Origin of the sequence: Alkalihalobacillus sp. BA299, assembly GCF_017745675.1 — a bacterium.
GTDB lineage: Bacteria > Bacillota > Bacilli > Bacillales > Bacillaceae_F > Alkalihalobacterium.
In genome coordinates, this window is record NZ_JAFLJM010000008.1 from 64,507 (window position 1) to 90,975 (window position 26,469).

Consider the following 26,469-nt stretch of genomic DNA (forward strand, 5'->3'; position numbering starts at 1 on the left):
TTTGATTATTAATTTTATTACATCTAATAATGAAGAGTTAAAAGTAGAAGGGTATTTATTCTACTTTTAACTCTTACAAATGGTTATTTATGCTTTATTTGATGAACCAAATTCACGCATTTTACCTTTAACCGTTTCTTTAATCGCATCACGAGCTGGTCCAAGGTACTTTCTTGGATCATAAAGATCAGGCTTTTCAGCTAATACTTCACGTACTGCCTTCGCTGATGAAATTTGGCTTTCTGTGTTTACATTTATTTTTGCATGACCGAATTCAATCGCTTTTTGAATGTCCGCTGTCGGGATACCCGTACCACCATGAAGAACGAGAGGAATACCAACTAGGTCATCAATTTCCTTCATACGATCAAAACCTAAGTTAGGCTCGCCTTTGTATGGACCATGAACCGAACCAAGTGCAGGAGCAAAGCAATCAACACCTGTTTCACGAACTAATTGCTCACACTCAGCTGGAATCGCATATGCCGCTTCTGCCTCATCAACAACTAAGTCATCCTCTTGACCACCGATACGCCCAAGCTCTGCTTCTACTGAAACCCCTAAAGCATGTGCAACTGCAACCACTTGCTTTGTGATGGCAATATTTTCTTCTAGAGGGTGATGAGAACCATCAATCATAACTGAAGTAAATCCAGCATGAATCGCCTCTACACACTTTTCAAAACTAGAGCCATGATCTAAGTGAATCGCTACAGGAACCGTAACTTTGTATTCCTCCATTAACGATTTAACCATGTTGACAACTGTTTTGAAGCCACCCATATAGCGAGCTGCACCTTCTGAAACTCCACAAATAACTGGAGACTTTTCTTCTTCAGCTGCTAATAAAATCGCTTGAGTAAACTCTAAGTTGTTTAAGTTAAATTGTCCAACAGCGTATTTTTCAGCTTTGGCTTTTTCAAGCATTTCTTTCATTGAAACTAAAGGCATTTCTTCATCCTCCTTAAAATAAAAACTGAGTCTAGCTCACGGTCAACTTACCTATATCCACGGGTAAATTCTTTTTCAAGATACCCTAAATAAAGTAGAAATATCCGAAAAAATATACTATGTAATCTAATGATTTCCAAGTGTGGTAAGTTAACATGAACGTACTCATTATAGCATAACAACTGGGTTTGTAAAAAAAGTGCCTTAGTTTTGTTTTTTAAATTTTTTTAATACGCTTACATTATCACAAGTTATTTTTCGCATTAAAATTATCTTTAATTACGTTTCGAACATCATCAATATCAAAAGGTTTTGCGAAGTGGTTAATCGCTCCTAAGTTAAGTGCTTCATTAATCATATTGAGTTCACCGTAGGCTGTCATCATCATGACATCAACATTCGGTTTAATTTCTTTAATTCGTTTTAAAATTTCAAGACCATCCATCCCAGGAATTTTCATATCTAATAAAACCAAGTCTGGTACTTCATCTTCAACGATTTTCAATGCTTGTACTCCATTAGCGGCCTGGAACATTTGGTACCCATCTTTTTGAAGAATTTCATTTAACAATACGCGAATTCCGTATTGATCATCTACTACTAGTATTTTTTTTGCCACCCGACTTCCCTCCAGTTTATGTATTGTTTTTATATTATTATTTTTCACCTATCCGACCTACTTATATATTCTTTACATTCATAGCCACTCTATTATATTCTCTATTGATTTGTGATTTCCTTCTTTTTTAGTTATATTCAATTGAGAAAAAGTTTAGGTACCAGGCAACTATTATTTAGGCTCTTTTCTAAAAGATTGTTGCTTTTAGCTATTGGACCGTTAACCAAGCGAAAGCTTGGTTCTTCACGCTTTGGCGTGAAGCCTTTGAACATAAATCAGTCAGATGGACAAATGAATTTGTCCATTAGGTCTGATTTATGTTCAAAAAACGGTCCAATAGCAACAAAGTTTACGAAAACAGCTATTATTTAAGAAAGGTAGTCGATGATGTTACAAATTTTTACGACACAATTAAGTGGAAAATTAAAATTAGTGAAAGAAAAACATGAAGAATTATTTGAAGATTGCAGCCGAATGCTCGCCCAATCTATCGTTAGTGGGCATTCGATTTACTTGTTTGCCACAGGTGAAATGGAGAGTGTAATCCCGCAAGCAATATACGGAAATGACCGCTTTGAAAATATAAAAGTAATCGAGAGCACGTGTGAGATCCCACTACTTGAAGACCAAGATACGGTTCTTATTTTCTCCCCTACTAATCATGACAAAGCAGCTCTTCAATTGGCTCGTTTAGTTTTTGAGCAAAATAAGGATTTTATTACGATTATCGGTAGAGTGGATAAGGGTAAGGATAAGGACGAAGTAGACAGCGGGTTAATCGACTTTACCGAATTATCGATCGAACTTCAGGCAGCCCCAATGATCCCTAAAGATGACGGCACTCGGATCGGAACACCGACATCGCTTCTCGCCCTATTCGTTTATCATTGCCTATATTTAACGACCGCTGATATTTTAGCGGAGTATGAGTAGCTTTAGACGAAGGGGTGGTAGCTTTAGCGTTTCAACCTGTTTTACTAATTTCGGTTCCCTAATAGACTGCCATGACACTTAACCCCAAAAAAGAGGCGGACAGCTATATATTAGCGTCCACCTCTTTTGTTTTCATTTATACTGCTCCGTTTGTCGTCGTTTCCTTTTGTTCTGCTTCTTTATTAAGTGAAGCATTTATAAATTCACGGAACAACGGTTGTGGTCTTGTTGGTCTTGATACAAACTCCGGATGGAATTGAGACGCTACGAAAAACGGATGATTTTTTACTTCAATAATCTCAACTAAGCGACCATCTGGGCTTGTGCCAGAGAACACAAATCCTTTTTCTTCCATTTGCTGACGATACTCATTATTAAACTCATAACGATGACGATGGCGCTCATAAATGACTTGCTCATTATAAGCACGGTGCGCAACGCTACCTTCCACAAGCTTACATGGGTACAATCCAAGACGCAACGTTCCACCCATATCTTCTACATCTTTTTGCTCTGGTAACAGGTCGATGATTGGATACTTCGTTTCTGGATTTAATTCAGCCGAATTAGCACCTTCTAATCCAAGAATATTTCGCGCAAATTCAATAGAAGCTAACTGCATACCTAAACAAATTCCAAGCATTGGTACTTTATTTTCCCTAGCATATTGAAGTGCTGCAATTTTCCCTTCAATTCCGCGATCACCGAAGCCACCTGGAATCAAAATACCATCCACTTCTCCTAATAATTCTTTTACATTTTCGGAAGTCACTTCTTCTGAGTTCACCCACTTAATTTCAATATCCGAATCAAACGCGTAACCTGCATGACGAAGCGCTTCAGCAACAGATAAATAAGCATCTGGTAAAGCTACATATTTTCCAACGAGTGCAATCTTCGTTTTCTTCGAGAGATTTTGTACTTTTTGCACTAGCGCTTTCCACTCAACCATGTCCGCATCGCCGCACTTGAGACTTAAATAATTACAAACGATATCATCTAAATGCTGAGCTTGAAGATCTAACGGTACTTGGTATAGCGTTTCTGCATCTCTTGCTTCAATCACAGCATTTTTATCAATATCACAGAACAGAGCGATTTTTTCTTTCATCTCTTGAGGTACTGGTTTTTCAGTACGAACGACGATGACATTTGGCTGTATTCCCAGACTACGAAGCTCTTTTACACTATGTTGAGTCGGCTTTGATTTCATTTCTCCAGCGGCAGATAAATAAGGAATTAATGTACAGTGGATATACATTACATTGTTTACACCAACGTCACTCTTAATTTGGCGAATCGCTTCAAGGAACGGTAAGCTCTCGATATCTCCAACTGTACCACCGATTTCTGTAATGACAACATCGGCTTTCGTTTCACGCCCAGCGCGGAATACACGCTCTTTAATTTCATTGGTCACGTGTGGAATGACTTGAACCGTTCCACCTAAATAATCACCGCGACGCTCTTTTTTAATAACCGTTGAGTAAATTTTTCCAGTAGTGACATTACTATTTTGACTTAAGTTAATATCGATAAAACGCTCGTAGTGACCTAAGTCTAAATCGGTTTCTGCACCATCATCAGTAACGAATACTTCCCCGTGCTGGTAAGGACTCATCGTTCCTGGGTCGACATTAATGTATGGGTCGAATTTCTGAATAGTAACTTTTACTCCTCTATTTTTTAATAAACGGCCAAGAGAAGCAGCTGTAATTCCTTTTCCTAATGAAGAAACAACGCCTCCGGTAACAAAAATATACTTCGTACTCAATCTCATCTACCCCTTTTGAAAAATATTTATCTGTTAATTGGTGTTCACAAAGGCGGACAAAAAGATCCGAGAAGTTCGAGGCGGTGCAGTTTCGAGTAGCACGCTTGAAGGATCCCCCAGACTTTTTGATCAACCTCTTATATAAAAAAATAAATTCATTCATTGGATGGCCAAGTATGTAACTGTATGTTGGTTAGTATATCCTTGTCATGCCGAAAGAACCAAATAAAAAAACAAAAGTGAGACCTATCCCTAAAAAAGGGGGCACTCACTTTTGTTATATCTACAGTTTTATATACGAATGTATTACTTATTCAATAGCCCAAAAATGATTTTACCTAGTTCGACAAGAAAAGTCAAGATCAGATATACGTGATTAAAACGGATCTTTGTGAAGCTTTCTGTCCTTTTCACTGACAAGTTTAGCTTAGTTCATCATCATCTTCTATAGCTTCTTCGTCATCTTCTTCAAACTCTTCCTCTTCTTCATCATCATCAGAGAAGCCATCTAAATCTTCCTCTTCAAAATCATCACTATCTTCATCATCCGCTAATTCATCAAGCTCATCTTCAATTTCTTCAAACTCATCTTCAAAGTCCTCGAAATCTTCATCAACATCAATTTCATCTTCATCATCAGTAGCTTTAGCTTTCTTTCGCGGTTTTGCTGTGATGATGTCTTCTTCAATTTTCTCAATTGGGTACCAAGCTTTAAGTCCCCAAACATTATCGCCAATACACATAAATCGGCCGTCTACATTTAATTCCGTATAAAGATATGAAATGCGTTGTTTCATTTGCTCTTCTGACATACCTTTAAGCTCAACAACACGCTTGATTAAATCAAAATAAGAGAAAGTTTGTTTTTCTTCTTTTAATACGTGAAATGCTACTTCAACCATTGATAATTCTTCTAATTCTTCACGGCTGTATGCACTAATACTCATACTTACGCACTCCTTTTTCACATCATTCATCTATTATGTATCCATTTTTAGCTAAAACAGCGCTGATCGTCAACCTTAAGTGACTACCTATCGCGTTTTTCTTCACTTTAACCTTAATAAAGTTTGGGTTTTTCAAGTATAAAAAATCATACTTTTCATTATAAACATATTTCATGGTAATATGCTAGAAATGTTGAAAAAAATTCTAATATCTACTCCTTGACGTCCTTTGTGAAACAAAAAGAGTAGTATGAACAATTAAGCAGACTCTGTGTCCTATAAAGTCATAAAAAGCGGGGATTTCAATATAATAACGGATTTCCTGTCCGTTGAAATCGAATATAGAGAAAACGAACTTGGGAATCCAAGCTCGTTTTTAGAATTAGCTGTGTTTTTATTTCGAATTCTATTGTTGTTTTTCATGTGAATGAAAGTTTTACATTTCTGAATAGCACCGGTTACAGTCATAAATTAGCTTCTTTTTTTAGTCTGTTTTAATTTTATTGCCTTACATATTACGACGATATTGTCCGCCTACTTGATATAATGCAGAAGTAATTTGGCCAAGACTTGCCACTTTAACTGTCTCCATTAATTCAGCAAAGATGTTGCCCCCGTTCACCGCTGTTTCTTGAAGGCGTTTTAACGCTTGGGCTGATACGTCTTTATTACGCTCCTGGAAGGCTCTCAAGTTCGTAATTTGCTGCTCTTTCTCTTCTTTCGTTGCACGGGCGAGTTCCATTTCAAACTCTTCTTCTTCTGGTTGGTTCGGGTTAATATACGTGTTGACGCCGATGATTGGTAATTCACCCGTATGTTTTAGCATTTCATAATGCATGGACTCTTCTTGAATTTTAGCACGTTGGTACTGTGTTTCCATCGCTCCTAACACACCACCACGATCATTGATGCTCTCTAACTCTTGTAATACGGCTTCCTCGACTAAATCTGTTAATTCATCAATGATAAATGATCCTTGAAGCGAGTTCTCGTTTTTGGCAAGACCTAACTCTTTTGTAATGATCATTTGGATTGCCATCGCCCGACGGACTGACTCTTCCGTTGGAGTCGTGATCGCCTCATCATACGCATTTGTATGAAGAGAGTTACAGTTATCGTAAATCGCCATTAACGCTTGTAATGTCGTACGAATGTCATTAAAATCAATTTCTTGCGCATGCAATGAACGGCCAGATGTTTGGATGTGATACTTTAACTTTTGACTACGCTCATTGGCAGCATATTTCTTCTTCATCACTGTTGCCCAAATACGACGAGCAACGCGGCCGATCACTGAATACTCAGGATCTAAACCATTACTAAAGAAGAATGATAAGTTAGGTGCAAAGTCATCAATGTTCATGCCGCGGCTTAAATAGTACTCCACGTACGTGAAGCCATTAGCAAGCGTGAAGGCGAGCTGACTAATTGGGTTCGCCCCAGCTTCAGCAATATGGTAGCCTGAAATCGAAACAGAATAGTAGTTTCTCACTTTTTGATTGATGAAATATTGTTGGATGTCACCCATCATTCGAAGCGCAAATTCGGTTGAGAAGATACACGTGTTTTGCCCTTGATCTTCTTTTAAAATATCCGCTTGAACCGTACCTCGAACGGTTTGCAGGGTATATTCTCTCACTTGAGCTGCTTCTTCAGCTGAAGGCTTTCTACCGTTTTCTTCTTCAAATTTTTGTAACTGCTGCTCGATTGCTGTATTCATAAACATCGCTAAAATGATTGGTGCAGGGCCATTAATCGTCATCGAAACCGACGTTGATGGCGCACATAAGTCAAAGCCAGCATAGAGCTTTTTCATATCATCAAGCGTACAAATGCTTACGCCACTTTCCCCGACTTTACCATAAATATCTGGACGATGATCTGGGTCTTCACCGTATAAAGTAACCGAGTCAAACGCTGTACTTAAACGTTTTGCATCATCATCTTTTGATAAGTAGTGGAATCGACGGTTCGTACGTTCTGGTGTTCCTTCCCCTGCAAACTGCCGTTTTGGATCCTCCCCTTTACGTTTGAACGGGAACACGCCAGCTGTATAAGGGAATGAACCTGGAACATTTTCCTTCATCGACCAGTTTAAAATTTCGCCCCAGTCTTTGAATTTAGGAAGCGCGACCTTTGGAATTTTTAGTCCCGATAAGCTTTCGGTTGTTAGCTCTGTCACAATTTCTTTATCACGGATTTTTGTAACGAACGAATCGCCAGAATACTTTTCTTTTAAGCTCTCCCAGTTATCGAGAATTGCTTTTGCTTGAGGATCAAGCTTCGTTTCATAATGGGCTTTTGTTTTTTCGAGCTGAGAAATCACATTTTCGTCTGTTTGCCCTGTTTCTTGAAGAGCTTCAATGGCTCCTGTAATTTGGAACAGTTTACGAGCAACTTCGACTTGCTGCTCTGTTACTTTTTTATAGTCACGAATCGATTGAACAATTTCTCGTAAATAGTGGGTTCGGTCTGGTGGAATAATTAAGTTTTTCTTAACCACGTCTTTACTCGTTTCAAGATTCGTTACCCAATCGGTTCCATATTTTTTATTTAACGTTTCAACGATTGCTTTAAACAATGTATTCGTACCTATATCGTTAAACTGACTCGCGATTGTTCCGTAGACCGGCATCGATTCTAACTTTTGATCGAAAAGGTTGTGGCTCCGTTGGTATTGTTTACGAACGTGACGAAGTGCATCTTCTGAGCCTTTTCGCTCAAACTTATTTATAGCAATCAAATCTGCGTAATCGATCATATCAATTTTCTCAAGCTGTGTAGGAGCACCAAACTCACTTGTCATTACATACATCGCGACATCTGAAATTTCAGTAATTTCAGCGTCCCCTTGCCCAATTCCACTCGTTTCAACGATAACAAGATCGTAACCCGCGGCTTTTGCCACGTGAATCGCGTCTTGAATGCTGTCTGAAATTTCACTTCGAGAGCTTCGTGTCGCTAAACTGCGCATAAACACACGCGGACTGTTGATCGAATTCATTCGAATACGGTCACCTAAAAGTGCTCCACCCGTTTTTTGTTTTGTCGGATCAATCGAAAGGATTGCAATCGTTTTATCCTCAAATTCGTTTAAGAAGCGACGTACAATTTCATCCGTTAATGAACTTTTCCCCGCTCCACCTGTACCTGTAATACCTAGTACAGGTACATTTTCCGTAATTTGTTTTAGTTCATTTAACGCTTTTTCTGCAGTGGCTGCAACTTCATTGAGCCCCATTGCTTGCTGCTCTGCTAATGATATTAATCTAGCGACTGCACGTGCGTTCTTATCTTTTAATTGCTCGACTTCGTTTGATAGGTCACGTACTGTTGGAAAATCGCATTCTTCAAGCATTTGATTAATCATACCTTGAAGACCATTTTGACGACCATCCTCAGGGGAGAAAATACGTGAAATACCATACTCATGTAATTCTTTAATTTCTGGAGGTGTAATGACTCCGCCGCCACCGCCGTATAAGCGAATATGACCTGCTCCCTTTTCCTTCAGTAAGTCATACATGTATTTGAAATACTCCATATGACCACCCTGATAAGAAGAAATTGCAATTCCTTGGACATCTTCTTGGATCGCTGCATCTACCACTTCTTCTACTGACCGATTATGACCGAGGTGAATGACCTCTGCTCCACTCGCTTGAAGAATACGCCTCATGATATTAATCGATGCATCATGACCATCGAATAAACTTGAAGCCGTTACAAATCGAACTGAATGCTTTGGACGATAAATATCAACCGCTTGCATACTTCATTCCTCCATTTCTTTTTTTACCCTTACGTACAATTATTTAATAATGCCTTTAAAAAGCTGCTCTATTTGGAGCTCTGTATATTGTTCTAACGTATATTGCTTCTTCAATACCCATCGTCTAAAAGTCCACATATGCCCTTGAACGATGATGTTATGGGCAAGCAGCTTAATTTCCGGCTCTTCTTTTAAATCAAGCAGCCCTTCTTCAATACAGTCTCGTACAATTGACTCAATCATTGCTGTCATTTCGTTTTCTTTTTGTAGGACATACGGCAGTGCTTCTTTCGGTAACGATTTAGCTTCCTGATACATGACGAGAAATTCATCTTCCATTTCATCAACGACTTTGAAATATGAAGTAATCGCTTGCTTAAGCCGATCAATCCCCGAACGATTATAATCTAAATACTGCTTGAGTCGATCACTAACTTCTTCATAAATCGAATCACAGACGAGATATAGCACATCTTCTTTTGAGCCGATATATTCATATAGCGTTCCAATACTGAACCCGGATTCTTTTGCAATCTCTCGCGTTGTCGTTCGATGAAAGCCTTTTTCTTTAAATAAGTTAACAGCACCCTTAATCATTTGTTCGCGGCGCTTTTTAATTAGTTGTTGGTCCTTTACCATTGAAGGCACTTTCTTTTTTCGCAATAAAAGATACCTCACTTTCTCGATTATCTTTTTATGAAGGACAAACTAACTAACGTCCGCCCTTACTACTTCTCTGTCAAATCCTTTACTACAGTAAAGGTGCCTGACACCATTTTATTGCACTTTTTATCATACACTTATTAGTCTGCTAATAACATCTTTGAAATAACGAGGCGCTGAATTTCATTCGTTCCTTCATAGATTTGCGTAATTTTCGCATCACGCATGTAACGCTCAACAGGATAATCTTTCGTATATCCATATCCACCGAATACTTGCACAGCTTCAACTGTCACTTCCATGGCGGTATCACCAGCAAATAATTTCGACATGGCCGACTCTAATCCGTAGGAAACGCCTTCACTTTCCTTCCAAGCTGCTTGATACGTTAATAAACGAGCCGCTTCAATTTTCGTAGCCATATCTGCTAATTTAAAAGCAATTCCTTGTTGTACGCCAATTGATTTACCAAACTGTTTACGCTCTTTTGCATAACCAACGGATGCATCTAATGCGCCTTGCGCAATTCCTAATGCTTGAGCGGCAATACCGTTACGTCCACCATCAAGCGTCATCATCGCAATTTTAAACCCTTCGCCTTCTTTACCAAGCATATTTTCTTTCGGTACACGTACTTCTTCAAAAATAATTTCCGTTGTAGGTGATGAACGAATACCTAGTTTCTTTTCCTTCTTGCCAACTGAAAATCCTGGCATGTCACTTGTGACGATAAATGCTGTAATTCCTTTATGCTTCTTATCCGCGTCAGTTACCGCAAACACAACATAAATGTCGGCAACACCACCATTTGTAATAAAGATTTTTGAGCCATTTAAGATGTAGTCGTCTCCATCTAGTTTAGCCGTTGTTTTCATGCTCGCTACATCAGATCCAGCACCAGGCTCCGTTAAGCCGTAGGCCCCAATGCTTCTACCTTCCGCTAATGCACGTAGATATTTTTGCTTTTGCTCTTCTGTTCCAAATTTATAGATCGGCCAGCTGCAAAGTGAAATGTGCGCTGAGAGCGTTACACCTGTCGAAGCACATACACGAGAAAGCTCTTCTACAGCAATAACATAGCTTACATAATCGGCTCCAATTCCACCGTACTCTTCAGGCCACGGAATACCCGTAAGACCCAGTTCAGCCATTTTATCAAAAATTTCACGGTCAAAACGCTCTTCTTCATCACGCACTTCAGCCGTTGGTGCTACTTCATTTTCAGCAAAATCCCTAATCATTTTTCTTAGCATTTCTTGTTCTTCAGTTAATTGAAAATTCATCTTGATCTCTCCCTTAAGTTATTGGATTTCCCGGACTTTTTTGAACATCCATTTAGATATTGTTCAAAAGGAGGACAAAAAGGACCGAGAAGTTCGAGGCGGTGCAGCTGCGAGTAACAGAGCGTATGCTTTTAATACGTGAGTAACACAGCAGCAAACCAACAAAGAAATTCGACAGTAATTTTTCCCGGACTTTTTGAACATCCACATTAATCACCTAGCAAAGACTTATTAATCACAACCCTCTGAATCTCACTCGTACCTTCATAAATCTCCGTAACTTTTGCATCTCTAAAATACCGTTCAACAGGATATTCCTTCGTGTAACCATAACCACCGAACACTTGAACTGCCTCAATGGCGACTTCGACCGCTGTACGTGAAGCGAACAGCTTTGCCATCGAAGCTTGTTGACCACACTTTAACCCGCGATCTTTTAAATTTGCTGCTTGATAAACTAGTAGTCTTGCAGCTTCGACTTTTGTTGCCATATCGGCTAATTTAAAAGCAAGCCCTTGCTGCGTTCCAATAGCACGACCAAATTGCTTTCGTTCTTTCGCATAATTTGTTGCGGCTTCTAGAGCTGCTTCTGCAATTCCAAGAGCTTGTGCAGCAATTCCAATTCGTCCATAGTCTAAGTTGGCCATCGCAATTTTAAATCCACAACCTTCTTGGCCGAGCAGGTTTTCTGCAGGTACGACCGCATCTTCGAAAATAAGCGTGTTTGTATTCGAACCGTGTAGCCCCATTTTCTTTTCTTTCTTTCCTACCTTAAATCCAGGGGTATCTTTTTCAACGATAAAAGCAGAGATTCCACGTGACCCCTCTTCAGGATTAGTTTTAGCAAAAACAACATACGTATCTGCTTCACCGCCATTTGTAATAAACACTTTCGAGCCATTTAAGACGTAATGATCGCCTTTTTTTACGGCTGATGTTTTTAAACTTCCTGCATCAGATCCTGCGCCAGGTTCCGTTAAGCCGAACGCACCTAAATATTTTCCAGACGCTAGCTTAGGAATATATCTTTGCTTTTGTTCTTCCGTTCCAAAATATAAAATCGGGTTCGTACCTACGGATGTGTGTACCGAAAGAATGACACCTACCGTTGCACTTACTTTTGAAAGTTCATTAATCGCAATAATATAGGATGTAAAATCCATCCCTGCACCACCGTACTGTTCAGAAATCGGAATACCCATTAAGCCAAGTTCACCCATTTGGTCAACAATTGCACGTGGAAACGTATCGTTTTCTTCCATTTCTTCTATAAAAGGAGTAATTTGTTCGTTAGCAAAATCACGAACCATCTTCCTCATCATTTCCTGCTCTTCTGTAAAACGTAAATTCATCCTCATCACTCCACTATCATATTCTTAGTTGTAAACATAAAAGCCGCGTCCAGATTTCTTACCGAGCCAGCCTGCCTTCACGTATTTACGAAGTAATGGGCATGGGCGATACTTATCGTCACCAAAGCCTTCATGCAATGTTTCCATAATGTATAAGCAAGTATCTAAACCGATAAAGTCAGCAAGTGTTAACGGTCCCATTGGATGGTTCATCCCTAACTTCATCACTTCATCAACCGCTTCAGGTGTTGCTACTCCTTCAAAAACGGTATAGATCGCTTCATTGATCATTGGCATTAAAATTCGATTCGAAACGAAGCCTGGGAAGTCGTTTACTTCAACTGGTGTTTTCCCTAATTGACGAGACAAGTCTTCAATGACACCGTATACTTCATCTGCTGTTGCTAAACCGCGAATGATTTCGACGAGTTTCATTACAGGTACTGGGTTCATGAAGTGCATCCCAATGACTTTTTCTGGCCGATTTGTAGCTGCTGCAATTTCTGTGATTGGTAAAGATGATGTATTTGTCGCTAAAATGGTATGTTCCGGAGTAATTTGATCCAATTCACTGAAAATCTTTGATTTGATTTCCATATTTTCAACAGCGGCTTCAATGACTAAATCTACCTTTGCCGCATTTTGAATGTCTGTTGATGGAGTAATTCGCGCTACGATTGCATCGCGCTCTGCTTCTGTCATTCGGCCTTTTTCCACTTGGCGATTAAGGTTTTTCTTAATCGTGTTCATTCCTCTTTCAACAAACTCTTCCTTTAAGTCATGCATATAGACTTCGAAGCCTGACATCGCATGAACTTGAACGATTCCAGATCCCATTTGTCCTGCACCAATTACCATTACTGTTTGAATTGCCATTTTCTTCTCTCCTATCTCACAATTAAGTATTTATATATTTCTTTAAAAAATAAGAAAGTTTATCTTTTCAGATGGTGGCTAGCGCATGCGCTCAGCGACTAGCGAGACTTCCTTCTCCTCCGTACGATAAGTCAACATCGGCTCGCTGCTGCTCCCCGTGTTTCCTTTATCTCCTGCGGTTCAGTCCAGTCCGTACGTCGCTAAACGAGCGCTTGCGCTTTTCTATTAAACTTCGATCATGATGGCGTCACCTTGGCCACCACCGCTACAAATGGAAGCGATCCCAATTCCACCACCACGACGCTTTAATTCATAAGCTAACGTTAAAATAATTCGTGTGCCGCTAGCACCAATTGGGTGACCGAGAGCGACAGCACCGCCATTTACATTTACTTTTTCAGGATCTAGACTTGCAAGCTGCCCACTTGCTAAGGCAACAGCAGCGAACGCTTCATTCACTTCGAATAAATCAATTTCAGCTAACGTCTTCCCTGTTTTTTCTAATAATTTATTAATGACAAGTCCTGGCGTTTTCGGAAAATCCTTTGCTTCAATCGCAAGGGCTGTATGACCTATAATTTTCGCTAGTACTTGTTTGCCTTCTTTTTTTGCACGTTCTTCAGACATGAGTACAAGTGCTGCTGCACCGTCATTAACGCCTGGCGCATTCCCAGCTGTAATGGAGCCATCCTTACCGAATACAGGCTTTAAATTGCTAAGACCTTCAACGGTTGTTTCAGCACGTGGTGCTTCATCTTGTGAAACAACAATCGGGTCACCTTTACGCTGAGGCACTTCAACAGAAACAATTTCTTCAGCAAATTTGCCTTCTGCAATCGAAGCGAGCGCTCGCTCATGACTTCGGCATGCCCAAGCATCTTGGTCTTCTCGAGTAAGCCCAAGCTCTTCTGCCACCGCATTTCCGTAGGTTCCCATATGGACTTGATTAAAGGAGCAAGTAAGACCGTCATGCACCATCATATCAACTACTTTGCTGTCACCCATTCTCATTCCCCAGCGTGCATTGGGGATAAAATATGGTGCATTACTCATCGACTCCATACCACCAGCAACAATCACTTCGGCATCGCCCACTCGAATGATTTGATCAGCCATCGTCACACTCCGCATTCCAGATGCACACACTTTGTTAATCGTTTCGGTTTGAACATCCCACGGAAGCCCCGCATAATGACCTGCTTGTCGGGAAGGGATTTGCCCCTGTCCGCCTTGAAGAACATTCCCCATAATTAGCTCCTCTACTTCACTGGGGTCAACATTAGCGCGACGTAATGCCCCTTTAATGGCAATACCACCAAGTTGACTCGCTTTTAATGAAGCGAGATCGCCACCAAACTTTCCAAACGGTGTTCTTGCACCAGCAACAATAACAGTTGTTGACATGTTATGGTTTCCTCCTTGTTTTGAGCGAGCGTTCGCTCGACTAATTATTTTAAAAAAGCGATCCAACTCTATAAACATACGTCTACAATGTTCGCGCTTACAATTTTACTATATGAATAAACTATTCACGCCCAACTCTATAAGTACGAGGCTGACCATTTGAGGTCAGCCTCAAACCTTATATTCTTATTGTACGATTACTTCCTCTTGTTTCACAATAGATTTTTCTAAAATTTCTGCAAGATCCATCGTTTTTACTTGCTCTTCGACTTCTTTCGCTTTTGTTCCATCACTTAACATCGTTAAGCAGTATGGACAGCCACTGCCGATGACACTTGGATTAACCTCTAGTGCTTGTTCTGTACGAGCGACGTTAATCCGTTCGCCTGAGTGTTCTTCCATCCACATCATACCGCCACCAGCACCACAGCACATTCCTTTTTCACGGTTACGTTCCATTTCAACGACCTTCACACCTGGAATTGCTTCTAAAATTTCACGTGGTGGACTGTACACGTCGTTGTATCGACCGAGGTAACAAGAGTCATGGTAAACGATCGTTTCATTCACTTCATACTTCGGTGTGATTTTACCTTCTTTAATCAATTGTGCGAGAAGCTCCGTATGATGGTACACTTCTACGCCCTCTAACCCAAACTCTGGATACTCATTTTTAAACGTATTGTACGCATGCGGGTCAATCGTGACGATTTTCTTCACATCGTACTTTTGGAACATGTCAATGTTTGCTGTCGCAAGTTCTTGGAATAAGAACTCATTCCCAATACGACGCGGTGTATCTCCTGAGTTCTTTTCTTTACTACCGATAATCGCGAATTTTACACCTGCTTCATTTAACACTTTCGCAAACGATTGAGCGATTTTTTGGCTCCGCTTATCGTATGAACCCATCGAACCTACGAAGAAAAGGTATTCAAATTCCTCGCCTGCTTTTTGCATTTCTTTAATCGTCGGTACGTGAATATCATCACGGCCTTCGCGCCAGTTTTCACGCTCTTTACGGTTAATCCCCCAAGGGTTCCCTTGACGTTCAATGTTTGTAATCGCTCGCTGGGCATCCGCATCCATTTTCCCTTCTGTTAAGACAAGGTAACGACGAAGGTCAATAATTTTATCGACATGCTCGTTCATGACTGGACATTGATCTTCACAGTTACGGCACGTCGTACAGGCCCAAATTTCCTCTTCTGTAATGACTTCACCAATGAGACTTACATCATAAGCAGCAGCAGCTTCTTTGTTTGCTTGTGACTGTGCAGCAATTTGATTTCCTTTTGTATTGCTAAATGCGTAAGCTGGCATCCACGGCGAGCGCGATGTAACCGCTGCCCCTTTTTCTGTTAAATGATCACGTAATTTAATGATTAAATCCATCGGTGACAGCATTTTTCCAGTGCCCGTTGCTGGACACATATTCGTACAGCGTCCACATTCGACACAGGCATACAAATCCACTAATTGCTTCTGATTAAAATCCTCAATTTTACCAACACCAAATGTCTCTTGACTTTCATCTTCAAAGTTGATCGATGCAAGTTGACCGACCTTGTGTGTTCTTCCTAAATAAACGTTATAAGGGCCCGCAATTAAATGCGCATGCTTCGATTGCGGAATGTAGACTAAGAACGTTAATAAGAATAATAAGTGTAACCACCAGAAAACAAAGAACAACGGGGCAGCTGCACTTGGTCCAATGCCTTGAGCGACCCAAGCGATACTAGATGCGATCGGTTCAAAGCCTGTTAAAGACTTGTCTAACCAAATTTTTTCCATCCCTTTTGCGCCTAACTTCGAAAGCATTAATCCTCCGATAAAAATGAGTACTAGACCAGACTTCCAGCCGCGCTTTAAGCGGACAAGCTTCTCCACATAACGACGGTGAAAAGCCCAAACGACTGCAATTAAGATCATCACAACGACGAGCTCCTGGAAGAAAGTAAAGTATGGATATAATGGCCCTAATGGTAAATGAGATCCTACCGCAAGTCCCTTCCAAATGACATCGATCGCACTAAATTGTACGAGTAAGAACCCATAGAAAAACATGACGTGGATCGTCCCACTCTTCTTATCCTTCATGAGCTTCTTTTGACCAAATACATTGACCATCACCACGTTAATGCGCTCTTTCAACGTATGATCAAATTCAACTTTCTTTCCTAGTTTAATATATTCGTATCTCGTTTTCACAAGCGAGGCGAACAAATAAACCGCATAACCTGTTACTAATAGAAAAGTTAACAAATTTACCCATGATAGCGCTTGCATTTGATTGTCCTCTCCCTTCTTTTGTTTACCTATCTTCCTTGTTTATATCGAGTAACTGCTTTAAAGATAGTAAATTAAAAGATAAATTTCAGAAAATTTAATATTGTGATCTCATTATAACACAAAAAAATCGTGAATGAGCATTCAGTCGATATATTTTATTAAAAAATTTTTTGAGGTGATTTCATCCATCTTATTTTTCAAATGATTTTGGTAATCCTAAAAGATATCGAACTTAACATTAGGAGGTCTCTTTTTATGTTTCTTTTTTGGATTATCGTCGCCGTTATCGTACTCCTCATGATCTATCTCAGACTAGATTTTAAATACGGACAGGAAAAACAAAGAAAAGAAGCGAAGCGTTTTAACCAAAAAATGCGCTATGGTAAGGTCCAATTGCTTACGACCGGCGATGACTTATTTGATCATTTTTTTCAAGATATTCAACAAGCCTCCAAACATATTCATATTTTATTTTATATTATTAAAAACGATAACATTAGTAAAAAATTAATGGCGTTATTAATGGATAAAGCAAAAGAAGGTGTAGAGGTTCGTCTACTCGTCGACCGAATTGGTTCTCATGTTAAAAAGAGTTCTATTGAAAAACTTAAAGAAGCAGGAGTCAGTTTCGCTTACTCTCATTCTCCTAAATTCCCATATTTCTTCTTCACGTTAAATCGACGTAATCACCGAAAAATTAGTGTGATTGATGGCACCATTGGCTATATCGGCGGATATAATGTAGGAGATGAATACTTAGGAAGGGATCCTAAGTTTGGATATTGGCGCGACTTCCACCTTCGTCTAGAAGGTGACGGCGTCCAAGACTTACAAGAACAATTTATTGAAGATTGGAAAGCAACGACAAAGGAGGCGATCTCTCATGAATCCTTATACCCTCCTTTATCAAAAGGGAATACACCGCTTCGAATTCTTCCGACCGATGGTGTCTATCTGGAGGATACGTTTATCGATTTAATCCGTCAAGCCGAACACTCGATAACGATCGGTACGCCTTATTATATACCAGGATTACCGATACAAGGAGAACTAATTACTGCAGCAAAGCGTGGAGTAAATATCCGTTTAATTGTACCGAAAAAAGCAGATCACCCTCTTGTTAAAGAAGCGGCATATCCGTACTTTAAAGATTTACTCGACGTTGACATTGATATCTATCAATATTACAGAGGCTTTTATCACCCTAAGATTGTCGTCATTGACGATCAAATTTGTGATATTGGAACAGCTAACTTTGATAAAAGAAGCTTCCATATCGATCATGAAATAAATTGTCTAATCTATGACAGCGAATTTATCCAAGACGTTTTAAGCGAAATTGACTATGATATTTCAATTTCTGAACGACTAACATTAAAACAATATAATGAACGGTCTATTTTTCAAAAAGGAAAAGAACGATTCGCCACTATATTTTCTGGCTTATTATAAGAAAAGCGGAAGCGCCCGTTTAGCGGCGTATGGACTGGAGCCCCTCCCGTATGAGATAAAGGAAACACGGAGAAGTGCTAGCGATCCGATGTTGACTTATCGTAAGGAGGAGAGCGAAGTCCACTAGACGCTGGGCGCTGCAGCTAGACAATAAGAAAAGCGGAAGGTGTCTGCTTATCGGCGACAAGCGCTGGAGGCCCAGCAATTAGTGTCCTGACTTTTGGACACGTTTGATGGACCGAAGCGACCTCGAGCCGATGACACCTGCAGCTAGACAAGAAAAGCGGAAGGTGTCTGCTTATCGGCGACAAGCGCTGGAGGCACAGCAATTAGTGTCCTGACTTTTGGACACGTTTGATGGACCGAAGCGACCTCAAGCCGATGACACCTGCAGCTAGACAAGAAAAGCGGAAGCGCCCGTTTAGCGGCGTATATCCTTGCGCCCTCCCGTATGAGATAAAGGAAACATGAATTAGCCTATTTTACCACATGTATCTATTTATCATTCTCAATCTATAGTATAATTAATTTATAATAATTTTAACTTAATATCAATTGTTAAAAATCATTATCAAGTCTGCTGTCACCGCTATGGTGGCAGCTTTCGTCGTTTTAATAGCTAAATGATGTTGATTGTAATTCTCAATTAAAAAAACGAAAAATGAAAAAAAGGAGTGATCCGTTTTGAATACTAAGCTAAAAGAACATCGACAGCTCTTTTTAGCATTAACGAGTGGAATCCTCATTGCTATCGCTTGGACGTTCGACCAATTTTCTACGCCAACCTATTTAACGGTTTGTTTGTTTCTCTTCGCCTATATCATTGGTGGATATTATAAAGCAAGAGAAGGTATAAAGGAGTTTATTGAACAGCGAAAGTTTTCTGTTGAAATATTAATGATTTTAGCAGCAATTGGTGCGGCATGGATCGGCTACTGGATGGAGGGCGCTATTCTCATCTTTATTTTTGCATTAAGCGGAGCTCTCGAAACGTACACGATGAATAAAAGTCATCGCGAAATCTCTGCCCTGATGGACCTGCAGCCCGAAGAAGCTACAGTTTTAAAAGATGGAGTCGAGCAAATTGTTCCTGTATCCGCTTTAAACATTGGTGAAATCGTTAGAATAAAGCCCGGCGAACGAATTCCTACGGACGGAATGATTCAAACGGGAAGAACCACGATTGATGAATCGGCGTTAACTGGCGAATCACTGCCCGTGTCGAAACAACGTAGCGAAAATGTGTTTACAGGAACGGTTAACCTTTCTGGAATGATTGATGTATCCGTTACAAAGCTTGCTAGAGAGACCCTATTTCAAAAAATCATTTCACTCGTACAATCTGCAAAACATGAAAAATCGCCGTCTCAACAAATGATTGAAAAGCTGGAAGGCCCCTATGTTAAAATCGTTCTCCTTCTCGTTCTACTCATGATGCTTCTCCCCTATTTTCTACTCGGATGGAGCTTTAATGAAACGTTTTATCGTGCTATGGTATTACTCGTTGTCGCCTCGCCTTGTGCCTTAGTTGCTTCTGTTATGCCAGCTACACTGTCAGCCATTTCAAATGGAGCGAGGCAAGGGATTCTTTTTAAAGGGGGCATTTACTTAGAGCAGCTAGCGCATATTAAAGCGATTGCTCTAGATAAAACAGGTACGATTACTAACGGAGTCCCTGTAGTGACCAACGTATATGTTCTAAATCATGTTAATGAGAAAGACCTTCTCCATGCCATATGTGCAATTGAAAACCAGTCATCACACCCTTTAGCCCATGCTATCGTCACCTATTGTAAACAAAGAGGGATTGAGCCTGTTTCGCCTGACTTTATGGAGACAAAGAGTGGCTGGGGAATATCAGGAACCGTGGAAGGCACACTATGGAAAATTGGGAAGCCTGACTTTTTTCCTTCTGAATGCCGAAAAGCTTTTGAAGAAACTGCGGCATCTATGAGCGAGGCTGAACAAACGCTTGTGTTTGCTGGTAAAGAAAATGAAATAGCCGCCGTTTTTGCGATTGAAGATACCGTTCGAGACGTTGCGATTGAAGCGATCGATACGATGAAAAAACAAGGGATTGCGACCTTTATGATTACAGGTGATCACGAGAAAACCGCAGAAAAAATAGCCACTGAGGTTCAGCTCGATGGCTATACCGCTAATTGCTTACCTGAAGAAAAAGTCACCGAAATTAAAAAGCTGAAAAAGCAGTTTCGAACTGTTGCTATGGTTGGTGATGGAATTAATGATGCCCCTGCCCTAGCTCAAGCTAATATTGGTATTGCTATGGGAGCAGGCTCTGATGCTGCAATTGAAACAGCGGATATCGTTCTTGTTAAAAACAATCTTTCAAAAATTACAAAAGCCATCCAACTTTCCAAACGATTAAATCGAATTGTCATGCAAAACCTCATTTTTTCGGTTGCCGTCATCCTTTTACTCATTGCTGGCAACTTCATGCAACACGTCTCATTACCACTCGGTGTGATCGGACATGAAGGCAGTACAATTTTAGTCATCCTCAATGGGCTGAGATTATTAAGGAATTAGAAATGCCACCTCGTCTTCTTTCAATCAGCTACAGTCATTATTAATCGACGCCCGTAATAGGACTTAGCCTTCTATTTATAAAATCAACGATAATTCGATTGAGTTCAGGTGCATTCTTTGTCGGAATTTGGTGCGTCGCTTTATCTACCGTGACAAGTTCAATATCAGCCAACCTTTGAATAAACATTTTTGAATAATGGTGTAAGTAAAAATCAAATTTAGCATAAATCACGAGCACTGGAGCATGAATTTCTTGAAGTCGATTTGTAGATCGGTAGTGTAAACCTTCCTTGTATAATTGATAAACAATATTCGGATCACCATGAGCGAAGTAATTAGCCATTTTTTCTCGAAAAGCCGTTTCATAATTTTTAGTATGAGCAAAGGCGAGCGCTTTCGCTAAAAATGAAATTCGCTTTAACCTAGAAACGAGCAGCCCAAGACGAAATTCAGTTCGTAAAATAAAACTATTTACCTCTGGGAAAGGGCCACTCATGATGACAGCCATCGTACGTTCAGGATGAGAAAGCGCAAATTCTTGCGCAATGGAACCACCGTTCGAATAGCCAAAAATAACAGCCTTACGAATATTCAGTTCATCTAATATTCGAGCAATATCTTCTGCGAGCAGGGACATCGTAATTTGTTCACTCCCTGCTCCACTTCTACCATTACCTCTAATATCAAAAAAAATCAATTGAAAATGCTTAGCTAAATCTCGCTGCTTTTCGAAGGTAATTAACCCCATACCAGGTGGGTGAATGAATACGATAGGAAGGCCTTTTCCTATCGTTTCATAATAAATGGGTGATTGAAAACGCCCTTGCACGTACGGCATCAAAATCCTCCTCCAACATTTTTGAGTATTTACCTTCTATCCGCTAACATAAGGTAAAATCCATTGTAATAATTTATATCCTAAGTAAATTCCGATAATCCCCGCAATTCCAGGAAATGCGGGTGGTGCTGGAATCGGTAATTTAATAAATGCAAATAGCAATCCAACGATTAAGCCTGCTAATAATGCCATAATTATTTCTTGCATCACATTCACACCTTTTCATTATCCTTTTATTAAAGTTTCCAAAAAGCAAACCCTCTATTTATTCCAAATAGAGGGTTTGTTGGTTATGCTTTTTTAAACAGTCTTCTTTTATTCAAATGCTATCAGCAGCTTCTTCACTTGTTTTTGGTTATTTTCAATAAATGAGATTGCCTCTTTAATATCATCCATCACAAATTGGTGAGAGATGAGGCCATTTTCTGTTAGTAGTCCTTGGTTTAAAAGTGAAACAACCTTTGAAAATTGGTTAGTTTGTAATCTTGAGCCAAGAATCGTAATTTCCTTTTTCGTGATAGGAAGCTGCGGAATTGATGACGGACGCTCGTCAAAGGCTAACACAACAACTCTTCCGGCAATCGAAACACATTCGACGCTTAACTCAAACGTACTTGGCAAACAGACAGCATCAATGGCCACGTTTACCCCTTCCCCATTAGTAAAATGGGTTACGGCATCTACTAACGATTCTTTTGATACATCGACAATGGTATCCGCACCGCTTTGTTTCGCAAAATCAAGCCGGTCTGGATTTATATCTGAAACAATACATTTTCCACCAGCGAGCTTTGCCATTTTTAAAATGCAGATGCCAATTGGTCCGGCGCCTTGAATGAGAACCGTATCGTCTTTTTGAACATCACCTCTCCATACCGCTTGGGCGCCGATTGTGTATGGTTCGGCTAATACAGCTTCCTCCCAGGGGACATCGGATGCTACTTTATGAAGGTATTTTTCCGGTAAAACGATAAACTCTCTCATTCCACCATCCTCATGAACACCGTAAACCGATAGTTCTTGGCAAACATTCGGTCTTCCCTTTTTACAGGCGTAGCAGTTTCCGCACGAGCGAGTCGGCTCCACGACCACATGGTCACCAGCTTTTAATTTATTGACATCGGGTCCCGTTTTTATCACTTCCCCAACAACCTCATGTCCAATGATAATTGGAAAAGTCGCCATAGGGTAAGATCCGTGAAAAATGTGCATATCTGACCCACAAACCCCTGCAAGCTTTACTTTAACGAGCACATCATCGTTGTTTTTAATATTAGGTTTATCAATGTGGGTGATTTCTATATTTCCAGGTTCTGTGATTTGAATGGCTTTCACATGTATTCCCCCTTCTTACCATCTTGTCGTGACCATCTTCTTTCTCGTATAGAAATTGACACCGTCTTTTCCATTTGCATGAAGGTCTCCATAAAACGAATCCTTATAGCCCGAAAACGGGAAAAATGCCATTGGTGCGGGTACACCGACGTTGACACCTAACATCCCTGCATCGATTGTCTCACGGAAATCTCGCACAGATTTTCCACTTTTTGTAAATAGACAGGCGCCATTAGCAAAATTAGATTGGTTCGATAATTCAATCGCCTCTTCTAACGTATCCACACGTGCAATTGATAAGACAGGAGCAAATATTTCGTCTTGCCAAATCTTCATTTCAGATGTGACATTATCAAAAATCGTTGGACCAACAAAATAACCTTCGTCATCCTTGGCGCCGCGACCATCACGAATTAAATCCGCACCCTCTTTTTCACCTTCTTCAATATATTGTAGTGTTCGTTCCTTATGGCTTTCTCGAATAACAGGACCTAAGAACACGTCTTTTTCTAATCCATTCCCAATCGTAATTTCATTAGCTTTTTCGACTAGCTTTTCAATTAACGGATCTGCCGCCTCGCCGACTGCTACGACGACAGAACATGCCATACAGCGTTCACCAGCTGATCCGAAAGCTGCACTAATAATTTGTTTCGAAGCATTATCTAAATCAGCATCAGGGAGGACGATAGAATGGTTTTTTGCCCCTGCTAATGCTTGGACACGCTTTTTATTGGCCGCTGCAGTTTTATAAATGTACTCTGCTACTGGTTGTGAGCCTACAAATGAGACGGCTTTCACATCTTTATGCTCTAAAATGCCATTGACGACATCATGCGCCCCATGGACGACGTTCAATACGCCATCCGGCAATCCCGCTTGTTTAAAAAGCTCTGCTAATCGATTGGCAAGTATCGGTGTACGCTCCGATGGTTTTAAAATAAAGGAATTACCGCATGCAATCGCAAGCGGAAACATCCAACAAGGAACCATCATCGGAAAATTAAACGGAGTAATTCCACCGACGACCCCGATAGGATAACGATACATCCCAGACTCAATGTTTGTCGCAATATCTGGTAAATGCTCGCCCATCATTAATGTCGGTGCACCTGCTGCAAATTCAACACACTCAATCCCGCGTTGTACTTCACCATATGCCTCATCAAAACTCTTTCCGTTTTCTTTTGTTATTAATTCTGCTAGTTCACTCCAGTTATCTACTAAAAGCTGTTGATATTTAAATAAAATACGAGCACGGCGTGGTACCGGTGTTTTGCTCCAAGTTTTAAACGCTTCTTTTGCTGTCGCAACAGCGATGTCAAAATCTTGGCGATTGGAAATAGGGACATTCGCCAACGTTTCTCCTGTGGCTGGATTCGGTACCGCTTCAACGTTATCGGATAACGAATTAACCCACTCACCATTTATAAAGTTTCTTAATGTTTGTACCGCCATTTCTTCCATCTCCTCTTTATAGTAGTATTTGTTCTTTCGTCAAATATTGATGGGCTTGTAATAACGTTAATTTTTTCTTCACTTCTTCTTGTACTGCCCGCATCGGTTCTTTAAATAACGTAATCCGGTCGAATTCATATGGATTTTCTTCCATTTCCTTGCGCATCGTATGACCGAATGCCATTCTGATGGCCGTACCAATATTAACTTTAACGAAATGATGCTTTATTAATGCTTGTATATCTATATCAGATACGCCGGTTGACCCATGTAGGACGAGTGGTGTATCAACAACCGCCTCGATTTCTTTCAGGCGCACGAAATCAATTTGGGCTGTTTGTTCTTCCATTCGGTGCACAGTTCCAATTGCCACTGCTAAGGTGTCTACACCTGTTTCTTCTGCAAATCTTTTGGCTTCCTGAGGATCTGTTAAATGACCTTGCAAGTCACTATAACCTACAGATCCAATTTCGGCTTCAATCGGTACCCCACATGCATGAGCAAAGCGAGTGATTTCTTGTGTTGTGCGAATATTTTCTGCAAGGGGCAGCTGTGATCCATCATACATGACAGACGTATACCCACTCATAATTGCCTGTGCCACCGTTTCATAATCCGCCCCGTGATCTAAATGGACAACGACAGGAACCGTAGCATTTTTTGCAATGGTTGTTAAAATATTTCCTAATAACTGAATGGGCATATGGGCAATAGCCACTTTGTTTGTTGCTAAAATAACAGGGGCTTTAACCTCTTCGGCTGCACGAACAACGGCAATCGCGTCTTCATAACCAAATACGTTAAACGCCGGTATCGCACCATTCGCATTTTTTAGCCCATCGATAATATGATGTAATGAAACTAGCATTCTACTACCTCCTGATTACGAACCTATTTCACAGATTCGCTTTTTTTAGCCGTTTGAATAAACGTTGTAATTTGTTCAATTGTCGGCATGGCATCTGAACAACTTTGGCTTGAAATCACGAGAGATGCGGAAGCACTTCCTAATTCCATCGCATCTTTGACACTATAATTGTTCATTAATCCATAGATAAAGGCGGCAGCGTAAGAATCACCTGCACCAAATGTTTTAATAATTTTAGCAGGAAATGGCAATTGCTCAAACGATTCCCCTGATTTTGTAAAGGCAATTGACCCGGCTGCCCCACGTTTGACAACAACAATTTCAGCCCCATAATCTAACCATTTTTGCGCAATATCCTGGTCACTCTCCGGTTTGAACTTACTCACATGATCCATCATCTCAAACTCTTCACGTGTTCCAATAATGACATCACATTGTTGAGCGACTAAGCTGTAATAAATACTCGTTTCAACATCTGATTTCCACGTATATGGACGATAATCAATATCAAAAATCAATTTGACCCCATGCTTTTTAGCGTATTCTAATGCTACAAAAATCGCTTCACGAGAAGGACTCATTGATAAAGCAGTCCCTGAGATTAATAAGGATTTTGTCTTTTTCAAAAAGTCTTCACTAACATCTTCAGGTGAAAGTTTCAGGTCTACAGCACCTTCACGATACATTAAAATACTACAATCTGTCGGTGATATAATTTCTGTAAAGGTTAAACCTGTTTTAGCTCCTGTCTGATCAACAACGAGCTGGGATGTGTCAATCCCGTTTTCGTAAAAATAATTCGTAATGAAGCGGCCGAACTGATCATTTGCCACTTTACCGATAAACCCTGTTTTCTGCTTTAATCGTGCCGATGCAACAGCAATATTGGCAGGGGAACCACCAAGGAATTTGGAAAACCTTGTAACATTCTCCATCTTCGTTCCAAAATCATCAGAGTTTAAATCAATTGCAGCTCTACCGATTGTCACAATGTCAAATTCTCTATCATCCGCAAACTTAATATTACTCATTCCTTTACACCATCCAAATCTAATCGTTTAGATTTATATTTTTTATAAGGGGTGAACACTTCGTTCACCCT

The 26,469-nt window shown here is 40.2% G+C and carries 20 protein-coding genes; 3 read left to right on the forward strand and 17 right to left on the reverse strand.

Going from position 1 to position 26,469, the window contains the following annotated elements:
• Positions 1 to 87: 87 nt before the first annotated feature.
• Entirely contained in the window at positions 88 to 951 is an 864-nt protein-coding gene (gene fba / locus J0N78_RS12240; RefSeq protein WP_209123385.1) for a class II fructose-1,6-bisphosphate aldolase, read from the reverse strand.
• Between the two features lie 244 nt (positions 952 to 1,195).
• Positions 1,196 to 1,570 carry a response regulator gene (locus J0N78_RS12245; protein ID WP_209123386.1) on the reverse strand — a complete coding sequence of 125 codons (375 nt, stop codon included), beginning with the start codon at positions 1,568 to 1,570 and terminating at the stop codon, positions 1,196 to 1,198.
• Between the two features lie 384 nt (positions 1,571 to 1,954).
• Between J0N78_RS12245 and J0N78_RS12250 the strand changes: the two genes are divergently transcribed.
• The gene (locus J0N78_RS12250; RefSeq protein WP_209123387.1) at positions 1,955 to 2,503 is read left to right on the forward strand and encodes a DUF2529 family protein; all 549 of its coding nucleotides are present in this window, start codon (positions 1,955 to 1,957) and stop codon (positions 2,501 to 2,503) included.
• A 136-nt stretch (positions 2,504 to 2,639) separates the two neighbouring features.
• On the opposite strand, the gene J0N78_RS12255 is transcribed toward J0N78_RS12250, so the two are convergent.
• The 9 genes from J0N78_RS12255 to J0N78_RS12295 all read right to left on the reverse strand — a co-directional run bounded on the left by J0N78_RS12255 (position 2,640) and on the right by J0N78_RS12295 (position 16,863).
• Positions 2,640 to 4,277, reverse strand: coding sequence for a CTP synthase (locus J0N78_RS12255; protein ID WP_247747275.1), 1,638 nt, complete (start codon positions 4,275 to 4,277; stop codon positions 2,640 to 2,642).
• Positions 4,278 to 4,699: 422 nt separating this feature from the next.
• On the reverse strand, positions 4,700 to 5,224 hold the full coding sequence (gene rpoE / locus J0N78_RS12260; RefSeq protein WP_209123389.1) for a DNA-directed RNA polymerase subunit delta: 525 nt from the start codon (positions 5,222 to 5,224) through the stop codon (positions 4,700 to 4,702).
• 508 nt (positions 5,225 to 5,732) lie between these two features.
• Positions 5,733 to 8,996: a fused isobutyryl-CoA mutase/GTPase IcmF gene (icmF, locus tag J0N78_RS12265; RefSeq protein WP_209123390.1), complete on the reverse strand. Its 3,264-nt coding sequence runs from the start codon at positions 8,994 to 8,996 to the stop codon at positions 5,733 to 5,735.
• Positions 8,997 to 9,035: 39 nt separating this feature from the next.
• Entirely contained in the window at positions 9,036 to 9,659 is a 624-nt protein-coding gene (locus J0N78_RS12270; RefSeq protein WP_247747276.1) for a TetR/AcrR family transcriptional regulator, read from the reverse strand.
• A 140-nt stretch (positions 9,660 to 9,799) separates the two neighbouring features.
• Positions 9,800 to 10,942 (reverse strand): acyl-CoA dehydrogenase, encoded by a 1,143-nt coding sequence (locus J0N78_RS12275; protein ID WP_209123391.1) that lies wholly within the window; start codon positions 10,940 to 10,942, stop codon positions 9,800 to 9,802.
• Positions 10,943 to 11,151: 209 nt separating this feature from the next.
• On the reverse strand, positions 11,152 to 12,294 hold the full coding sequence (locus J0N78_RS12280) for an acyl-CoA dehydrogenase (protein WP_209123392.1): 1,143 nt from the start codon (positions 12,292 to 12,294) through the stop codon (positions 11,152 to 11,154).
• Positions 12,295 to 12,318: 24 nt separating this feature from the next.
• Positions 12,319 to 13,170: a 3-hydroxybutyryl-CoA dehydrogenase gene (locus tag J0N78_RS12285; protein ID WP_209123393.1), complete on the reverse strand. Its 852-nt coding sequence runs from the start codon at positions 13,168 to 13,170 to the stop codon at positions 12,319 to 12,321.
• Positions 13,171 to 13,395: 225 nt separating this feature from the next.
• Positions 13,396 to 14,574, reverse strand: a complete 1,179-nt coding sequence (locus tag J0N78_RS12290; RefSeq protein WP_209123394.1) for an acetyl-CoA C-acetyltransferase — start codon at positions 14,572 to 14,574, stop codon at positions 13,396 to 13,398.
• Positions 14,575 to 14,760: 186 nt separating this feature from the next.
• On the reverse strand, positions 14,761 to 16,863 hold the full coding sequence (locus J0N78_RS12295) for a (Fe-S)-binding protein (protein WP_209123395.1): 2,103 nt from the start codon (positions 16,861 to 16,863) through the stop codon (positions 14,761 to 14,763).
• A 258-nt stretch (positions 16,864 to 17,121) separates the two neighbouring features.
• Between J0N78_RS12295 and cls the strand changes: the two genes are divergently transcribed.
• Positions 17,122 to 18,318, forward strand: a complete 1,197-nt coding sequence (cls, locus tag J0N78_RS12300) for a cardiolipin synthase (RefSeq protein WP_209123396.1) — start codon at positions 17,122 to 17,124, stop codon at positions 18,316 to 18,318.
• A gap of 684 nt (positions 18,319 to 19,002) precedes the next feature.
• Positions 19,003 to 20,868 (forward strand): heavy metal translocating P-type ATPase, encoded by a 1,866-nt coding sequence (locus J0N78_RS12305; protein ID WP_209123397.1) that lies wholly within the window; start codon positions 19,003 to 19,005, stop codon positions 20,866 to 20,868.
• A gap of 40 nt (positions 20,869 to 20,908) precedes the next feature.
• On the opposite strand, the gene J0N78_RS12310 is transcribed toward J0N78_RS12305, so the two are convergent.
• The 6 genes from J0N78_RS12310 to iolC form a co-directional block, all read right to left on the reverse strand.
• Positions 20,909 to 21,706, reverse strand: coding sequence for an alpha/beta fold hydrolase (locus J0N78_RS12310; protein ID WP_209123398.1), 798 nt, complete (start codon positions 21,704 to 21,706; stop codon positions 20,909 to 20,911).
• 36 nt (positions 21,707 to 21,742) lie between these two features.
• Complete coding sequence (locus J0N78_RS12315) at positions 21,743 to 21,913, reverse strand: XapX domain-containing protein (protein ID WP_209123399.1); 171 nt, start codon at positions 21,911 to 21,913, stop codon at positions 21,743 to 21,745.
• Between the two features lie 108 nt (positions 21,914 to 22,021).
• A complete protein-coding gene (locus J0N78_RS12320; protein WP_209123400.1) occupies positions 22,022 to 23,041 on the reverse strand; it encodes a zinc-binding alcohol dehydrogenase family protein in 1,020 nt (339 codons plus the stop codon).
• A gap of 15 nt (positions 23,042 to 23,056) precedes the next feature.
• Positions 23,057 to 24,499, reverse strand: a complete 1,443-nt coding sequence (locus J0N78_RS12325) for a CoA-acylating methylmalonate-semialdehyde dehydrogenase (protein ID WP_209123401.1) — start codon at positions 24,497 to 24,499, stop codon at positions 23,057 to 23,059.
• Between the two features lie 16 nt (positions 24,500 to 24,515).
• Positions 24,516 to 25,367 (reverse strand): class II fructose-bisphosphate aldolase, encoded by an 852-nt coding sequence (locus J0N78_RS12330; protein WP_209123402.1) that lies wholly within the window; start codon positions 25,365 to 25,367, stop codon positions 24,516 to 24,518.
• A 23-nt stretch (positions 25,368 to 25,390) separates the two neighbouring features.
• Positions 25,391 to 26,398 carry a 5-dehydro-2-deoxygluconokinase gene (gene iolC / locus J0N78_RS12335; protein ID WP_209123403.1) on the reverse strand — a complete coding sequence of 336 codons (1,008 nt, stop codon included), beginning with the start codon at positions 26,396 to 26,398 and terminating at the stop codon, positions 25,391 to 25,393.
• Positions 26,399 to 26,469: the final 71 nt, after the last annotated feature.